We start from the raw sequence: 16,379 nt of genomic DNA, 5'->3' as shown, positions 1-16,379 counted from the left end.
AATCACTGTCGCGGCCGGGCCCCCGGTCCGGCCGCGACAGTGGCTACAGACCGAGGTCTGCCAAGCCCAGCAGTGATCGGTATTCCAGCCCTTCGGCGGCGATGACCTCGTCCGCACCCGTCGCCCGATCCACGACAGTGGCGACCCCGACCACCGTCGCGCCCGCGTCGCGCAGGGCTCGAACTGCGGTCAGGGGCGAATTGCCGGTCGTCGTCGTATCTTCCACCACCAGAACACGTTTGCCGACGATGTCCGGTCCCTCGATCTGACGCTGCATGCCATGCGCCTTCGCCGCCTTGCGCACCACGAACGCGTCGATCGGACGACCCTCGGCATGCATGATGGACATCGCCACCGGGTCTGCGCCCATGGTCAAACCGCCGACCGACGCGAAATCCCAGTCGGCGACGAGTTCGCGCATCAGCGAACCGATCAATGCACCTGCGCGATGATGGAGGGTCGCCCGACGCAGATCCACGTAGTAGTCGGCTTCCTTGCCCGAGGACAACGTCACCTTCCCGTGCACGACGGCGAGCTCTTTCACCAGATCGGCCAGTTCCTGCCTGTCCGAATTCGCAGCGCTGTCAGCCATGTTCGGGTTCCTCTCGTCGTGCCATGAGGCGGTCGGGTCGGTACGAACTTACCCACCGAGATTCTCGACCACCCGCACCCGGGTACTGGGCGCAGCGCTCCCCTACGCGGCGACCTCGGCGGCGCGGTGCTCGTTCAGGGACTCCTTGGTTTCGACGAACGGTTCGGGCGCGGTCACCGATCGAGCCTTCGCGACCAGCGACGAGGGGAACGATCCGACGGCCTCGGACAGCTGATACGCCGTGTCGTTGTACACCCGCACCGCGCCGGCAATCCGCTTCTCGGTGACCGTCAGGTCGCCGGCCGGCCCCTGGAACGCCCAGTTGCCGACGACACTGCGGCGCGCTTCGGCGTCGTCGAGAACCGCATGGAAGGCGGCGGACAGAGCGTTCTCGGCTGCAGCCTGCGCCTGCAGGCCCAGTCCGCGATCACGGACTGCCTTGGACCACGAACGCGCTCCGGCGAGCTGACGCAGCAGGTCGCCCGACAGGTCCGCCGACTCGGCCGCAGTCAGAAACGGTTGCAGTTGCTCGTATCGACGCTCGAGCTCGATGTCGACGAGCCGTGCGCTCTGCTCGGCCAGACCGCGGTACCGCGCGAGGCGGCGCACCACACTCAGGACGTAACCGAGAACGACGAGTACCAGCACGAGGACCACAACGCCCGAGAAAACCGTCACGAGGTACGAATTTAACGGTGCCCAGCCGCCGAGGCCGGTAGGCACGCCCGAGAATGATCAGGGTTGGTTGCGTCGCCGATCCGCATCGAACGGAATCGGACGGGACACGGGCGGACGCGGCACCGGTCGCACCGGATTCACCGATCGCGTGGCCTGCGGTCCGCTCTGATCCGGCCTCGGTGGACTCGGCCGTCGAGTCGCCTCCTGCGGACGAGAATCGGCAGCAGGACTTCTCGTCTCCACACCGCGAGGCTCGACACTGCGCGGCTCCACACCGCGCGGCGGGACGTTCCCGGACTGCTGGTTGCGGGGCGGCCCGACGCGCGGTTCCTGCACCAACGGTCGACCCGGATCGCTTCGATCACGAACGGACTCGCCGCCGCCCGGACGCGAGCCGTACACGGCGCTACCGCGGACCGGCGGCAGAACGTGAAGCATCCCCGACAGTCGCGCCACCGCATCGATCGCGGCATCCCAATCGCGCCCCGAGCTGGTCAGGGGCATCGATCCGAGAGTCCAGTCCTGTTCACTCCACAACAGCTGCAGATTCTCGGGAATCGACTCGGTGAACGCCGCCATCCGCTGGTCACAGACACGACGAGCGATGTCGACGTCGGTGGCGAACACGACTCGCGGTCCGATGGACCCGAGCAGTTGCATGTCCTCGTCGCGCGGAGGTGGCGTCGAGCGGGGTCTCAGGTCGATATCGACATCGGAGCCGACGGAACGCTGCACGGCCACGATGGTGCCCGTCTCCTCGACGTCGAAGAGTACGAACTCCTCACCACGCCGAACTCCGGTGACGACACCGAGAGCCACATCGAACTCGGGCTTGGACAGCGCGGCGCGCGAGAACTGGGTGACCAGCTCCCGGTCGTGGGGTCGGTACTCGTACCCCTGGGCCTTGGCCCACATCTGCCGAACCCGACCGGATCTATCTCGCTTGGATCGGTCGATGTAGAGCAGCGCTGCTGCGCCCACGAGTGCAATTACCGCCAGGCCGAACCACATTGCCGTCATCGCGAACCACCTTAATCGACTTCCACCTCGCGCCCGTCCACGGCCGCCGACTCCTGTGAACGGTCATAGGAGCCGCACGGAGAGCTGCGGGTCATTCCGCAGGCTCCACTCCCGCCTTACCCCCCGAGCTTGGGGGTCTCGATGATGACGTTCGCACGGATGATTCCGTCCTCGACGGCCTCGCCCTGCACCACGACGAAAGCACCGACGGCCAACGACGCGAGATCGCGACCGGACAACGAGATTATCTGGGTCTGCGGTGTGGTTTGCACTGTGACCGGAGCGCCGTCGAGGCCGTCGAGCGTAAGAGTCGAACCGTCGTTGGCGTTGATCGTTCCCACCGACGAGCCGAGCTGGCCGAGGATCTCGGGAATGCCGCCCGGGATGAGCTCGGGTGTGGTTGTCGCACCCGATTCCGTGGGCCGCGGCGTGGTCGTGGGCGCGCTGGACGGCGAGGGCCGGATGGAGGTGGACGGTGCCGCGGCGGTGGTGCCCGGTTCGTCGCGCCCGCCGCTCAGAAACGCAATCCCGAACGAGACGACGATGACGAGCACAACGAGCCCGATCAGCGCCAGAACCCACGGACGGGGCCCCTTACTGCCGGAATCGACGCTGTTCGGCTCCTGCGGCGGCGGCGCACCCCCGAACTGCTGGGTGCCCCCGAACTGCTGTGGTTGTCCGAACTGCTGGGTGTGACCGTACTGCTGGGTGTGACCGTATTGCTGGGTGTCGTATCCCGGGGCCTGTCCGTAGGCCTGGTTCGCGGCCGCCTGCTGCGCCGGGTCGAAGGGCGGGAACGCCTGCGTCGGCTGGTAGCCCGGTGGGTACGCCTGCGGGCTCGGATTGTCATAGGCCTGGGTCGGATACGCCTCCGTCGGCTGAGCGCCCGGATACTGCTGGGCATCCGGATACTGCTGGGCGTCCGGGTACTGCTGGGCACCTGGGTGCCCGTAGTCCTGGGTCGGCTGGGATGACTCCGGCTGCTGCGCCGCGTCCTGATCGCGATCTCGAGGTGCTCGCGGGTCGTCCGGATCTGTCATTCCACGAGGGTACCCACGCCGAGAACGTCGACAGTGGCTACCGACAGCAGGCCCGCACGAGGTCTCGTGCGGGCCTGCTCCGGCTGGTTGCCGGCTCGGGCGTTAGCCCAGGATGAGCCGTTCGCCGTCGGGGCTGACGTTGACGGGCACCACGTCGCCGTCGTGCACGTCGCCGGCGAGGAGGAGCTTCGCCAGCTGGTCGCCGATTGCCTGCTGAATCAGTCGGCGAAGCGGTCGAGCACCGTACAGCGGGTCGTAACCGCGTACGGCCAGCCACATCTTGGCCGGCGACGACACGTCGAGAGTCAGTCGACGAGCTGCCAGACGGTTCGCGAGGAAGCCGAGCTGGATGTCGACGATCGACTCGAGCTGGTCCTCCGACAGTGCGTCGAACACGACGACGTCGTCGAGCCGGTTGACGAACTCGGGCTTGAACGAGCGCCGCACCGCGTCCATCACTTCGTCCTTGGTACCGCCGGCACCGAGGTTCGAGGTGAGGATCAGGATCGTGTTGCGGAAGTCGACCGTGCGGCCCTGACCGTCGGTGAGCCTGCCCTCGTCGAGCACGGCCAGCAGGATGTCGAACACATCCGGGTGAGCCTTCTCCACCTCGTCGAAGAGCACCACCGTGTACGGACGCCTGCGTACCGCCTCGGTCAGCTGCCCGCCGGCCTCGTAGCCGACGTAGCCCGGAGGGGCACCGACGAGCCTGGCGACGGCGTGCTTCTCGCTGTACTCACTCATGTCGATGCGCACCATCGCGCGTTCGTCGTCGAAGAGGAACTCCGCCAACGCTTTCGCGAGCTCGGTCTTACCGACGCCGGTGGGTCCGAGGAACAGGAACGAGCCCGTCGGACGGTTCGGGTCGGCCACCCCGGCGCGGGCCCGTCGGACGGCGTCGGACACCGCTTGCACTGCATCTTTCTGTCCGACGACTCGCTTGCCGAGTTCGTCTTCCATCCGCAGCAGTTTGGCGGTCTCGCCTTCCAGCATTCGGCCGGCCGGAATTCCGGTCCACGCCGCCACCACGTCGGCGACGTCGTCCGGGCCTACCTCCTCCTTGAGCATCACGTCGCCCTGCGCAGGTGAGTCCTCGGTCTTGGCCGCGAGCTCCTTCTCCAGGGTCGGGATCCGGCCGTACCGCAGTTCGGCGGCCTTGCCGAGATCACCGTCGCGTTCGGCACGATCGGATTCTCCGCGCAGGTTCTCGAGTTCTTCCTTCAGCGCCCGCACCGAGTCGATGGCGTTCTTCTCGTTCTGCCACCGCGTGCTGAGCTCGGCCAGCTTCTCCCGCAGGTCGGCGAGTTCCTGACGCAGTTTGTCCAGCCGGGCCTTCGATGCGTCGTCGGTCTCCTTGGCCAGGGCCATCTCCTCGATCTCGAGGCGACGGACGGCTCGCTCCACCTCGTCGATTTCGACGGGACGCGAGTCGATCTCCATGCGCAGACGCGATGCAGCCTCGTCGACGAGGTCGATCGCCTTGTCCGGCAGGAACCGGGCCGTGATGTACCGGTCGCTGAGGGTCGCGGCGGCCACCAGGGCGGAGTCCGTGATGCGGACGCCGTGGTGCACCTCGTAGCGTTCCTTGAGTCCGCGCAGGATGCCGACGGTGTCTTCGACCGACGGCTCCCCGACGTAGACCTGCTGGAAGCGGCGTTCGAGGGCGGCGTCCTTCTCGATGTACTTGCGGTACTCCTCGAGGGTGGTCGCGCCGACGAGTCGGAGCTCGCCGCGAGCAAGCATCGGCTTGATCATGTTGCCCGCGTCCATCGCCGAGTCGCCGGTGGCTCCTGCGCCCACGATGGTGTGCAGCTCGTCGATGAACGTGATGACCTGACCGGCGGAGTTCTTGATGTCGTCGAGCACGGCCTTGAGCCGCTCCTCGAACTCACCGCGGAACTTCGCGCCGGCGACCATCGAACCGAGATCGAGGGATACGACGGTCTTGCCTCGCAGGCTTTCGGGTACGTCGCCGGCGATGACGCGTTGTGCGAGTCCTTCGACGATGGCGGTCTTGCCGACACCGGGTTCACCGATCAGAACGGGGTTGTTCTTGGTTCGCCGGGACAGCACCTGGACGACACGCCTGATTTCGGTGTCGCGGCCGATGACGGGATCGAGCTTGCCTTCTCGGGCGAGCGCCGTCAGGTCGGTGCTGTACTTCTCCAGCGCCTGGTAGGTGTTCTCCGGATCCGCGCTGGTGACGCGGGCACTGCCGCGGACCGCCTGGAACGCGTCGCGCAGCTCGTTGGCTCCGGCACCATGGCCGGAGAGGAGCTTGGCGACGTCGTCGTTTCCGGTCGCGAGACCCACCATGAGGTGTTCGGTGGAAACGAACTCGTCGTCCAGTTCGGTGGCCAGGTGCTGCGCTGCGGTGATCGCGGCGAGGGTTTCACGGCCGAGTTGCGGAGTGGTGGTCGAACCGGATGCCGAGGGCAGGCGGTCGACGAGGTTCTGCGCTTCTCGACGCACCGTTGCGGGGTCGACGCCGACGGCCTTCAGCAGTGGTGTGGCGATGCCGTCGGTCTGATCGAGCAACGCCACCAACAAATGTGCCGGACGAATATCCGGGTTACCGGCCGCGGATGCGGCCTGCAGTGCAGCGGAAAGTGCTGCCTGCGACTTCGTGGTGGGAGTGAAACTGTCCACCGGTCACCTTCTTTCCAGTGTGGGGTTCGAGCGTGTCGCTGGGTACAACCATAGACAAGTTGAGTCTGTTCCGCTCAACCTTAGTTTTTCTCGTGCGCGTTTTGCGTACCTGGAGGGGCGCAAGACGCGCACGAGGGCGCAGCCCTGATGCGCGAAAGTCTCGATCGGTCTACTTTGGTGACGGTCGAAGGTGTCAATCGGTGGGGGTGGAGGTTGCTCGACGCACGCACGGTCTCCCTGGTCCGCACCGGATTCAAGTCGGTAGCGGCTGCACCGAACGGTCCCGAACAGCTGTCCCGGTCGTTCTACGCTCACCTTTTCGCCGAGTATCCCGACTTCCGTTCCCTGTTCCCGGCATCGATGGACGCATTGCGCGAGCATTTCGTCCTGGCACTGGGGTACATCTTCGACAATCTGGACGACGCCGACCGCGTCGAGCCGTTCCTCGAACAGCTGGGCCGGGACCACCGCAAGCACGGAATTTCCGGGGCACATTTCCGGGCGGGGAGTTCGGCGCTGATCAGCGCCTTCCGGAGCTTCGCCGGCACCGAGATGTGGACCGACGAGGTCGAGACCGCCTGGCGAGACGCCCTCACCGTGGTGAGCAACGCGATGGCCGCCGCCGCCGACAACGACGAGCTGCCCCCGTACTGGAGCGCGACGGTCGTCGAACATCACCGCCTGCTCGACGACCTGGCCGTGGTGCGACTGAAGACCGACGGGGAGATTCCGTACTTCCCCGGCCAGTACGTCAGTGTGCAGATTCCGCAGCGGCCCAAACTGTGGCGCTACCTGTCCCCTGCCATTCCCAGCAACCCCTACGGCGAGATCGAGTTCCATGTTCGACGCGTATCCGGGGGCTGGGTATCACCGGCGATGGTCACCGAAACGACTGTCGGCGACCGTTGGCTGATCAGCCCGCCGCTGGGCGGCATGCACGTCGATCGCACGATCGGCGAGGACGTGCTGATGATCGCCGGGGGCACCGGTTTGGCACCGTTGCGCGCGCAGGTGATGGAGATGGCCCAGCGCAGCACCAATCCGCGGGTGCATCTGTTCGTCAGTGGGACGTATCCGTGCGACCTCTACGACCTCGACACACTGTGGCAGCTGTCGTTGTCGAATCCGTGGCTGACGGTGGTGCCGGTGACCGAGGAGCTCGAGGATCCGTGGTGGCATTCGGGTCCGACGCGCGAACTCCCGTGGGGCATGCATCATCGGCTGCACGGCCCGGTGGGCAAGGTGGTGACCCGGTTCGGCTCGTGGGCCGATCGGCAGATTCAGATCTGTGGATCGCCGTCGATGGTGCGCACCACGCTGTATGCACTGCGCAAGGTCGGTACGCCGATGGAGCACATTCAGCACGATCCGTTCTGACTGCGCTACAACACTTTTCAGCCGGAGATCGACCGCGGCGGGAGGTCCTCGACGATGCCACCGACGACCAACCGCGGTGTCCAGCTCTCGGTGACGAGCCTGCCGTCTCCGGTGATGATCGCCTCGGGATCGGGGTCGACGAGAATGGGGTATCCGGTGTCGGACGTAGCTCCGACATTCTGCACCAACAGGCCGTTCTCGATGGTGTAGTACACGTGCACCGGGTGCAGGTCGGAGTCGAAAGCCCAAGGGCGGCCGATGAATATCACCGCGTCGCCCGTGTCGTCGAACACCGATACGGAGCCGTCTCGCTCGAGCCGCAACTCCCACCACGCAGGCATGGATGCGGTGAACTCGAATCGATGCGGAGCCTGGGCCTCGAGCAGGTGAATCATCAACAACGCACCCTCGCGTGGGTCTCGTTGCGGCACAACCACTTCGAACGATCCACACTCGTAGAATCTGGATCCGAACGGTCCCGGTACGCCTACGCCGAGCTCGTCGGCGATGGCCAATTCCAGGCGGATCGAACCGGATCCGTTCTCGGCCCGCAAGGTGATGCCCTCGGAAGGATGGGGCATCGGGGACTCGTCGCGGGGCGCGTAGGACAACACCGCTCGCAGCAGCGGCTCGGCGACCTCGGCGTCACCGTCTCGGGAATCGAACGTGCGTCGTCGTCGTCGATCGGTCATCGTCACCCCCTTTGCCTGACTCGACCAGTTTGCCACCCTCGACCCCGATCGCGCGTCCGATTCTGCGGAAAACCATCCATTCGATGCAGTGGTCTGCTAGCGCGCGTCAGGCCCCGGCAGCCGCCTTGGCGGCAATCCGCGCCTGCACTTCCGGACGCCTGAGCGGAGGCACCGTCGGAGGTGGCTGCCGCCGGTCCGGCAGGGCGTCGAGCAGCCGATGCGTCGTGGCCGTCACCTCGGCGACTGCCGTCTCGAACGCGTCGCGGGTGGCGTCGGACGTCTTCTGCACTCCGCTGATCTTGCGGACGTACTGACGCGCCGCAGCCTCGATCTCGTCGTCGGTGGCGTGTGGTTCCAAGCCCCGCAGGGTGGTGATGTTTCGGCACATTCCCCGACGATAGACCCGCAGGTCACACCTCGAGAAGACCTGCGATCGCCTTCAGGCACAGCTCGCGAACCTGTTCCCTCTTCAGAGTCCTGCGCTCCACCCAGTCGTGACAGACCGCGCGGACGAATGCCACCCACCCTCGGAGCGCGGCCCGGATCATCTCGTCGTCGTGGAACTCGTCCGGCAGCGCGTCGAGAATGCGTTGCTGCTGGATGTCGAACTCGCGCGTGAGGATGTCGTTGATGCGGTCGTCTCCGAGCAGCGCGCCTCGATTGACCGCTCGGACGCCGTGCGCATGCTCGTCGGTGTAGGCGATGTAGGCGTCGAGTCCGGCGGCTATCTGCTCGAGGACCGGCAACGACGGGTCCGGGGCGGTGACGGCGAGGTTGCGCTCGGATTCGGTGCGCACGATCTCGACGAAGAACTCCCGTTTGGACGGGAAGTAGTGGTACATCAGACCCCGCGAGACCCCGGCCAGGTCTGCCACTTCCTCGATCCACACGTCCTCGTAGGGACGTTCGGCGAACAGGGTCGACCCGATCTCGACCAGCTGCGCACGCCGCTGCTCCGGTGTCATGCGTTTTCGAGGTGTGGTCATGGGGTTTCGAACCTTACTTGACACGAGTTCAACGGTGAGTACGGTCACTATTTGACACCGGTTCAACGAGTCGGTTCGGGGACTGAGGAGCGGCCATGTCGACGGGATTTGCACTACGAGACGGCGTACTACCGCATCCGCCGTATCGATTGCCGATACTGGGCGACGTCATCGGCGTCGACCCGCGCTCGCCGATCCAGGATTCGACCGCTCTGGCCGCCCGGCTCGGACCGATGTTCGAGCGCCACATTCTCGGCAAACGCTTCGTCTTCGCCTCGGGTGCAGACGTAGTCGGCGATCTGTGCGACGAACACCGCTTCGAGAAGTTCCTGCCGCCGGGCGTCGAACGCCTACGCGACATCGGTGCCGACGGCCTGTTCACCGCCTACAACCACGAGCCCAATTGGCAACGGGCCCACGATCTGCTGCGGCCGGCGTTCACCGCCGGAGCCATGCGGGGCTACCACGACATCATGGTGAACGTCGCGGACGATCTGATCGAGCACTGGACCGCACGTTCACGCGACGCGTCGACGACCGACGTGTCCTCGGACATGACGAAGCTGACACTCGAGACCATCGGACGCACCGGATTCAGCTACAGCTTCGGCTCGTTCACCCGCGCCGAACCACACCCGTTCGTGTCCGCGATGGTCGGCGCACTGACGTACAACCAACGGCGGGCGTTGGTATCGATCCCGGCGTTCGCCGCGCCGCTGTTCGCCCGATCGGACCGCCGATACGAGCAGAACAAGAAGTACCTGGCCGAGGTACTCACCGACGTCGTACGTACTCGTCGACAGTCCGACGGGGACTTCACCGACCTACTGCAGATCATGATGGACGCGGCGCGCGAGGCCGACAACCCGAATGCATTGAGCGAAGCCAACATCGGCCACCAGATTCTGACGTTCTTGATCGCCGGGCACGAGACCACCTCTGGTGCATTGTCTTTCGCGCTGTACTTCCTGGCCACCCACCCCGAGGTCTTCGAACGTGCCCGGGCCGAGGTGGACGAGATCTGGGGCACCGACAAACCGGAGTTCGGCCAGGTCCCCAAACTCCGGTACGTTCGCCGAGTCCTGGACGAATCACTGCGTCTGTGGCCGACGGTTCCCGCGTTCGGACGCGGCGCACGAGCCGACACCGTCATCGGCGACGGCTACCCCATGGCGGCAGGAGACTGGGCGATCGTGCTCGCGACGGCCCTGCATCGAGATCCGGTGTGGGGCGATCGGCCGGAGAAATTCGACCCCGACAACTTTCTGCCCGCCCGTATCAAAGCTCGGCCGGCGCACGTGTACAAGCCCTTCGGGACGGGCGAAAGAGCGTGCATCGGAAGGCAATTCGCCATCCATGAGGCCGTACTGGTACTCGGAACCGTCCTGCAACGCTTCGATCTGCAGGCCGACCCGTCGTATCGACTGAAGGTCACGGAGCGGCTGACCATGATGCCCGAGGGCTTTCGGGTGCAGCCGACAGTGCGCACGTAGTCAGTCCGGCAGCAGCGGTACCGATACCCCCGGGTCTCGTCCGAGCAGTACCCCGCGCGTCAGCGACGTCGACCCGAACTTCTTGTGCACCCCGTCCAACGCACGGTCGAGTGCCGACGCCTCGGGTGGTCTGCGTACCGAGGGGGCGTCGAACTGCAGTTCCAGTTGCTCGGCTCCGCCCCTGTCGATGCTCGAGACCGTCACCCCGACCAGAGTGATGCCCTTCTCCGCGACCAGCGGAGCCGCCTCGTGCAGCAGCTCGAGTGCGGCATCGAGGATGTCCCGGGTGTCGGCGGTGGCGCGATCGAGGGTGTGCGATCGGGTGGCCCGGGTGAAATCGGCAAACCGCAAGCGCAACATCACGGTTCGGCCGGTCCGCTGCGCGCCCCGCATTCGGTGCGTGACGCGATCGACGAGGCCGATCAACGACGCCTCCACCTCGGCCGCGTCGTGCCGCCCGCGGCCCAGGGCCCGCTGGGCACCGATGGAACTGCGCGACTTTCCGGGCTGCACGCGGCGCGGATCTCGTCCCATGGCCAGTGCGTACAGGTGCGCTCCTGCGCCCTTTCCCAACACCGAGGCCAGCGATCTCTCGCCGTAGGCCGCGATGTCTCCCACGGTTCTGATGTCGAGTACGTGCAGCTTTTCGGCGGTGACCTTGCCGACGCCCCACAGCCTTTCGATGTTCAGCGGGTGCAGGAACTCGAGTTCACCACCGGGTGGCACCAACAGCAGCCCGTCGGGTTTGGCGAACGCACTGGCCACCTTCGCCAGGAACTTGGTGGTGGCAATCCCGACGGTGATCGGGAGCCCTACCTGTTCGGCGACGTCGCGGCGCAGTTGCTGCCCGATGTCGAGTGCGCTGCCCGCTATCTTGCGCAGGCCTCCGACGTCGAGAAAGGCCTCGTCGATGGAAATTCCCTCGACGAGCGGCGTCGTGTCGTGAAAGACGTCGAACACGTCCTTGCTCGCCTGGGAGTACGCCTCCATACGCGGCGGCACCACGATCGCCTGCGGACAGACCGCCCGCGCCTGCCCACCGCTCATCGCGGTGCGTACCCCGAAGGCCTTGGCCTCGTAGCTGGCCGCGAGTACCACTCCCCCGCCGACGATCACCGGTTTTCCCCGCAGCCGCGGATCGTCTCGCTGCTCCACCGAGGCATAGAAGGAGTCGAGATCGGCATGCATGATGCTCGCTTCCCCGCTCTTCGCCTTTTCGGCGCTCGACTCCACGTTTTCATGCTCCCACGAGGCACCGACATCCCCGTTACCTGCATCGAGCCCGAAAAACACCCCGAGAAAGTGACCCAGGTCACCTGATGTGCCATTGTTGAGTCGTCGGATCACGCGAACGGCTGGAGACAACTGTGACGGCCTGGTGGCGGTGGTACGGAGCACTCGGCGTACTCGGCTGCATCGCCTACTTCGCGGTGCCCGACTCCGTCTGGTCGCAATCGATCTTCGTCGTGGTCGGGGCGTCCGCCGTCGCCGCCACGATCGTGGGAACCAGGCTGAACCGTCCGCGCAACCGAACCGCCTGGTGGAGCATCGCCGCGGGCACCGCGGTGTGGGTGCTCGGCGACATCGTCTACGAGTGGCTTCACGCCGGCGGAGGCGTCGTGCCCTATCCGTCGCTCGCCGACGCGCTCTACCTCGTCGGCTACCCGATCTACGGTTTCGGACTGTTCCTGCTGGTCCGGCACAAGTGGCGGGCGAGCGAACGCGGCCACATCGCCAACAGCGCTATCGTGATGGTCGCATTCGCACTGCTCACCTGGGTTTTTGCGGTCCAACCATCGCTGGACGGGGACGGTATCTCCGGCGTTGCCGGGCTGGTCGACGTCGCCTATCCCGCGATGGACATCTTTCTGCTCGGGTTGCTCGCCCACTTCGTCGGCTCTCGTCAGTGGCGGGCACTGTCCTACCGACTGCTCACCGCGGCGGTGGTCCTGCTCGTCGTCACCGACACCGCCAACAACTTCTCCATCGTGTCCGATTCCTCGGCCGACCGCTCGCTGCTCGACGCGGGGTGGACGCTGTCCTACGTGCTCATCGGCGTCGCCGCACTCCACCCGTCGATGCGGAGAATCACCAGCCCCACCATCGAATCCGACGCCCACCTGATGGCGTCGTTCACCACACCGTCCGTCGTCGTGCTGACCGCCGCCACGCTCACCGCCCCCGCCGTGATGGTCGTCGAAGTCGTGCGCGAGAAGCCGATCGCACAATGGGGATGGGCGGTCATGCTGTGCGCGGGCATTCTGGTGGTCCTGGTGATCCTGCGCATCACCGACCTGCTGCGGCTGCTGCACACCCAGACCGTTCAGCTCCGCGCCGTCGCCGACACCGACCACCTCACCGGGCTGGCCAATCTGCGCGCCCTCGAACACCGGATCTACGGCAACGCCGGTGAATCGACATTGCTGACGGTCGACATCGACCGCTTCACCGAAATCAACGACACGTTCGGACGGGGCCTCGGAGATCAGGTGCTGGCCGCCGTCGCCACCCGTCTGCGCACGGTGGGCGATGACGCGATCCTGTTGGCACGCTTGGCCGGTGACGAATTCGCGCTGTGCGGTGAGTCGGATTCGATGGATCCCGCGGCCCTCGCCCGCGACATACTGGAACAATTCTCGACGCCGTTCGAGGTGGGCAACATGTCGTTGCTCATCGAAGCGAGCGTGGGGGTAGCGACGAACGCCCCGGCGCGCGTCGCCGAGGACGACGCCACACCCGACCGTCTGGTGCAACGCGCCGACCTCGCCGTGCAGGCCGCGAAGACCGTGCAATCGCGCGTCGCGTACTACGACCGGTCCATGGACCGGGACAAGAGCGAGCAGTTGATCATGCTGGGCGAGCTCACCGCCGCCCTCGCGTCGGATCAACTGAGACTGCGCTATCAGCCCCAGGTCGACCTGGACTCGATGACCGTGGTGGGGGTCGAAGCCCTGCTGCGTTGGCACCACCCGAGCGGAGACATTCTCTCTCCCAGCGCATTTCTGCCCACGGCCGAGCACACCGGACTGATCCGCCCACTGACCCGCTACGTCCTCGAGCAAGCCCTGGCGGAACGACAGCGATGGGCGGCATCGGGCCTGCACCTGCGCATGGCCGTCAACATCTCCACCCGAAACCTGTTCGACGACAGCCTGATCTTCCACGTGTCCCGGGTCCTGTCCGAGTTCGATTGTCCTGCTGAGCAGTTGACCTTGGAGGTGACCGAGAGCTCCGCGATGACCGACCCCGCCGGTGCCACCGAGGTGCTGGCCGGTCTGCACGCCATGGGAGTGCAGGTCGCCATCGACGATTACGGCACGGGCTACAGTTCTCTGGCCTACATCGAGCGCCTCCCGGTCCAGGAACTCAAGATAGATCGAACGTTCGTCAGCGGAATGTCGCACAACGCCACTCACGCCGCCATCGTTCGCTCGACCATCGAACTGGCGCGCACACTGGGGCTGTCGGTGACCGCAGAAGGCGTGGAGGACGAAAGGACGGTATCGGTGTTGCGTGAGCTGCGATGCGGACGGGCGCAGGGCTTCCATCTGGGCCGCCCCACCCCCGGCGAGCACCTGCCCGCCCTCGTCTACGAACTGAACGAGAACCTGAAAACTGTTATCGGAGAACGGATATCATGACCGAAGCCACACTGTCGGTATACGCGGCCATTCGATCTCGCCGCGACGTGCGAGCCGAGTTCGACGGAACCGTCGTCGACGACGACACCTTGCGCCGCATCCTCGGCGCAGCGCATCAGGCACCGAGCGTCGGTAACACCCAGCCCTGGGATTTCGTGGTGGTCCGCAAACCCGACACGTTGAGCGCCTTCGCCGCACACGTCGCCGACTGCCGACAGGACTTCGCGGACAAGCTCGACTCCGAGCGCCGACAGACGTTCGATCCCATCCGTATCGAAGGGATCGAGACCAGCGGCACCGGAGTGGTGGTCACGTACGACCCGAACCGGGGAGGCCCGCACGTCCTCGGTCGCGACACCGTCGACGACACCGGATTGTTCTCGGCAGTACTGGCCATCGAAAACCTCTGGCTCGCAGCGATAGCCGAGAACGTCGGGGTCGGCTGGGTGTCGTTCTACGACGAGGCGTACCTCACCGAACTGCTCGACATCCCCGCCCCGGTGCGTCCGATCGCATGGTTGTGTGTGGGCCCGGTCGAGTCGTTCCAGGAGGTACCGGATCTCGAGCGATTCGGCTGGCGCACGGGGCGTCCACTGGACGATGCCCTGCACTTCGAGCAGTACCGCCGATCGTGAAAACCGCTCTCACCGCGGCGACGGTCACGTGCCTCCTGCTCGTGGGGTGCTCTCCTGCCCCTGACGAATCCCCCTCGCCGGCAACCACTCCGGCAACAACTCCGGCAGCCGAACCGGCCCAGGCACCCGATTCTGCCGATCCCGTCGGAACTGTCGTTCCGCTCCCCGGGGCTCCCGAGGGCATCGTCGTGGGGACGTCGGGCATCGCCGCCGCCGGAGTACGCGAGCCCGACGGCGTGGTGCTGTTCGACGCGGCGACGGGTGCCGTCCGGCAGATGGTCCAGACGACGGGCGCACCCCGGCACCTGTCGCTGGCAGGTCTCGACGGCCCGGTCCTGGCCCCGCTCGAAGGCAGTGACGAACTACTCGAAGTGGCGCTGAACGACGGCGCGATCCTGTCCACGGCCACGGGTGTCGGACGCCAACCGCACGACGCGGTGCTCACCTCCGGCGGCACGATCGTGGCTACCAACGAGATGGGCGGCGGGGTGATCTTCCTGCGCGAGGGATCGGTCTTGTCGGAGCTACCGCCGGGCCCGGTCCAGCCCGGTGGCGCTGCCGCTCTCGGCCCGTACGCCGCCGTCGCAGACGTGCAGGGCAACGGTGTGTGGGTCTACGACGGCGCGACCCAGCGGGAGGTGGCGCAGGCCCCGATCGGCGTCAAGCTGACCCACGCCGTGACGGTGAACGAGACAACAGCCGGGTTCGCCGACACCGACGGCGGAACCGTTCTTCTCGCTTCGGTCGACGCCGCGGGGAGTATTCGCCAGACCGCGTCGGTCGAGGCCCCGGGAAATCCGTACGGACTTGCCGTCGACCGCGACCGGGCAATGTTGTTCGTGACGTTGACCGCGTCGAATCTGCTGCGCGTGGTCGATGTTTCGGACGTCTCCGCACCGCGAATCCTGGGCGACGTCCCGACCGTGACACAGGCCAATTCCGTTGCCGTGGACCCGCGCACCGGGGACGTGCTGGTGACCGGTAGCGACCCCGGCGCAACGAGTTCGATTCAGATCATCCCCCGCGCCGAGCTACCCGCGGGGTGAGTGATCACCAGCCGTAGGAGCCCGGGATGCCCTTGAACGGGCCGACCACGTCGTCGGTGATCCAGCCCTCGTAGAAACCGCCTTCTTGCGGCCGGACCGCCTCGCCGTCGATTTCGCAGTCGAGTCGGCTGGGTGAGAACGCGAGGTAGCCGGCGATCTCGGCGAACCGCGGTGTCGGGTTCTCGTAGCTCCACCCCGCGGCCGGGGCGACGGCATCTCCGCCGTGCACGTCCCAGTACGTCGCCGCGCCCTTCCATTCGCAGTGCGTCGAACGGGCCTCGGACGGCGTCAACGCACCCGGAACCACGTCTGCGGGCGAGATGTACCAGGTGGGCGGATGGCTGGTTTCGAGCACTCGGTACGCAGCGGTGGTGCGCGCGACCACCTCGCCGCCGAGCCGGACGACCAGCGAACGGTTGGAGGACTCGAGCTTCGGTGGACGGGGGTAATCCCACACCGACTCCTGACCAGGCTTCGGCTTCTCGGGAACTACGGATCTCGGCAGATTCTGGCTCATCACTCGATGGTGC

The 16,379-nt window shown here is 66.2% G+C and carries 15 protein-coding genes; 5 read left to right on the top strand and 10 right to left on the bottom strand.

Annotation, left to right across the window (positions count from 1 at the left end; all coding sequences use genetic code 11):
• Window positions 1-43: 43 nt before the first annotated feature.
• From pyrE to clpB, 5 genes are all read right to left on the bottom strand, one after another.
• Window positions 44-592: an orotate phosphoribosyltransferase gene (pyrE, locus tag ASH04_RS02275; RefSeq protein ID WP_032388970.1), complete on the bottom strand. Its 549-nt coding sequence runs from the start codon at window positions 590-592 to the stop codon at window positions 44-46.
• A 102-nt stretch (window positions 593-694) separates the two neighbouring features.
• On the bottom strand, window positions 695-1,270 hold the full coding sequence (locus ASH04_RS02270; RefSeq protein WP_057472646.1) for a LemA family protein: 576 nt from the start codon (window positions 1,268-1,270) through the stop codon (window positions 695-697).
• A gap of 57 nt (window positions 1,271-1,327) precedes the next feature.
• Window positions 1,328-2,281 (bottom strand): hypothetical protein, encoded by a 954-nt coding sequence (locus ASH04_RS02265; RefSeq protein WP_032382281.1) that lies wholly within the window; start codon window positions 2,279-2,281, stop codon window positions 1,328-1,330.
• A gap of 125 nt (window positions 2,282-2,406) precedes the next feature.
• Complete coding sequence (locus ASH04_RS02260) at window positions 2,407-3,330, bottom strand: DUF5666 domain-containing protein (protein WP_057472645.1); 924 nt, start codon at window positions 3,328-3,330, stop codon at window positions 2,407-2,409.
• A gap of 102 nt (window positions 3,331-3,432) precedes the next feature.
• Window positions 3,433-5,979: an ATP-dependent chaperone ClpB gene (gene clpB, locus ASH04_RS02255; protein ID WP_032364931.1), complete on the bottom strand. Its 2,547-nt coding sequence runs from the start codon at window positions 5,977-5,979 to the stop codon at window positions 3,433-3,435.
• A 213-nt stretch (window positions 5,980-6,192) separates the two neighbouring features.
• Between clpB and ASH04_RS02250 the strand changes: the two genes are divergently transcribed.
• The gene (locus tag ASH04_RS02250; RefSeq protein WP_032386634.1) at window positions 6,193-7,356 is read left to right on the top strand and encodes a globin domain-containing protein; all 1,164 of its coding nucleotides are present in this window, start codon (window positions 6,193-6,195) and stop codon (window positions 7,354-7,356) included.
• A gap of 17 nt (window positions 7,357-7,373) precedes the next feature.
• Here ASH04_RS02250 and ASH04_RS02245 read toward each other — a convergent pair whose 3' ends face one another.
• The 3 genes from ASH04_RS02245 to ASH04_RS02235 form a co-directional block, all read right to left on the bottom strand.
• Complete coding sequence (locus ASH04_RS02245; RefSeq protein ID WP_156394449.1) at window positions 7,374-8,048, bottom strand: hypothetical protein; 675 nt, start codon at window positions 8,046-8,048, stop codon at window positions 7,374-7,376.
• A gap of 106 nt (window positions 8,049-8,154) precedes the next feature.
• The gene (locus ASH04_RS02240; protein ID WP_032373673.1) at window positions 8,155-8,436 is read right to left on the bottom strand and encodes a DUF2277 domain-containing protein; all 282 of its coding nucleotides are present in this window, start codon (window positions 8,434-8,436) and stop codon (window positions 8,155-8,157) included.
• Window positions 8,437-8,458: 22 nt separating this feature from the next.
• The gene (locus tag ASH04_RS02235) at window positions 8,459-9,034 is read right to left on the bottom strand and encodes a TetR/AcrR family transcriptional regulator (RefSeq protein WP_057472643.1); all 576 of its coding nucleotides are present in this window, start codon (window positions 9,032-9,034) and stop codon (window positions 8,459-8,461) included.
• Between the two features lie 95 nt (window positions 9,035-9,129).
• On the opposite strand from ASH04_RS02235, the gene ASH04_RS02230 reads away from it, so the two are divergent.
• On the top strand, window positions 9,130-10,527 hold the full coding sequence (locus tag ASH04_RS02230; protein ID WP_057472642.1) for a cytochrome P450: 1,398 nt from the start codon (window positions 9,130-9,132) through the stop codon (window positions 10,525-10,527).
• On the opposite strand, the gene dinB is transcribed toward ASH04_RS02230, so the two are convergent.
• Window positions 10,528-11,760, bottom strand: a complete 1,233-nt coding sequence (gene dinB, locus ASH04_RS02225) for a DNA polymerase IV (RefSeq protein ID WP_268793662.1) — start codon at window positions 11,758-11,760, stop codon at window positions 10,528-10,530. It abuts the gene before it with no gap.
• A gap of 134 nt (window positions 11,761-11,894) precedes the next feature.
• On the opposite strand from dinB, the gene ASH04_RS02220 reads away from it, so the two are divergent.
• Genes ASH04_RS02220 through ASH04_RS02210 form a run of 3 tightly spaced genes read left to right on the top strand, consistent with a single transcriptional unit; the run spans window position 11,895 to window position 15,849 of the window.
• Window positions 11,895-14,168 carry a putative bifunctional diguanylate cyclase/phosphodiesterase gene (locus ASH04_RS02220; protein ID WP_057472641.1) on the top strand — a complete coding sequence of 758 codons (2,274 nt, stop codon included), beginning with the start codon at window positions 11,895-11,897 and terminating at the stop codon, window positions 14,166-14,168.
• Between the two features lie 11 nt (window positions 14,169-14,179).
• On the top strand, window positions 14,180-14,803 hold the full coding sequence (gene bluB / locus ASH04_RS02215) for a 5,6-dimethylbenzimidazole synthase (RefSeq protein ID WP_179274518.1): 624 nt from the start codon (window positions 14,180-14,182) through the stop codon (window positions 14,801-14,803).
• Entirely contained in the window at window positions 14,800-15,849 is a 1,050-nt protein-coding gene (locus tag ASH04_RS02210) for a hypothetical protein (protein WP_057472640.1), read from the top strand. Before bluB ends, ASH04_RS02210 begins: the two co-directional genes overlap by 4 nt.
• A 4-nt stretch (window positions 15,850-15,853) precedes the next feature.
• Here ASH04_RS02210 and ASH04_RS02205 read toward each other — a convergent pair whose 3' ends face one another.
• Window positions 15,854-16,366, bottom strand: coding sequence for a DUF427 domain-containing protein (locus ASH04_RS02205; RefSeq protein ID WP_032364925.1), 513 nt, complete (start codon window positions 16,364-16,366; stop codon window positions 15,854-15,856).
• Window positions 16,367-16,379 lie beyond the last annotated feature (13 nt).

Source organism: Rhodococcus sp. Leaf233 (assembly GCF_001426165.1).
In the GTDB taxonomy this organism is placed as follows: Bacteria; Actinomycetota; Actinomycetes; order Mycobacteriales; family Mycobacteriaceae; genus Rhodococcoides; species Rhodococcoides fascians.
The sequence above is the reverse complement of the archived record's forward strand: the minus strand, read 5'-3'. Positions and strand labels throughout refer to the sequence as shown.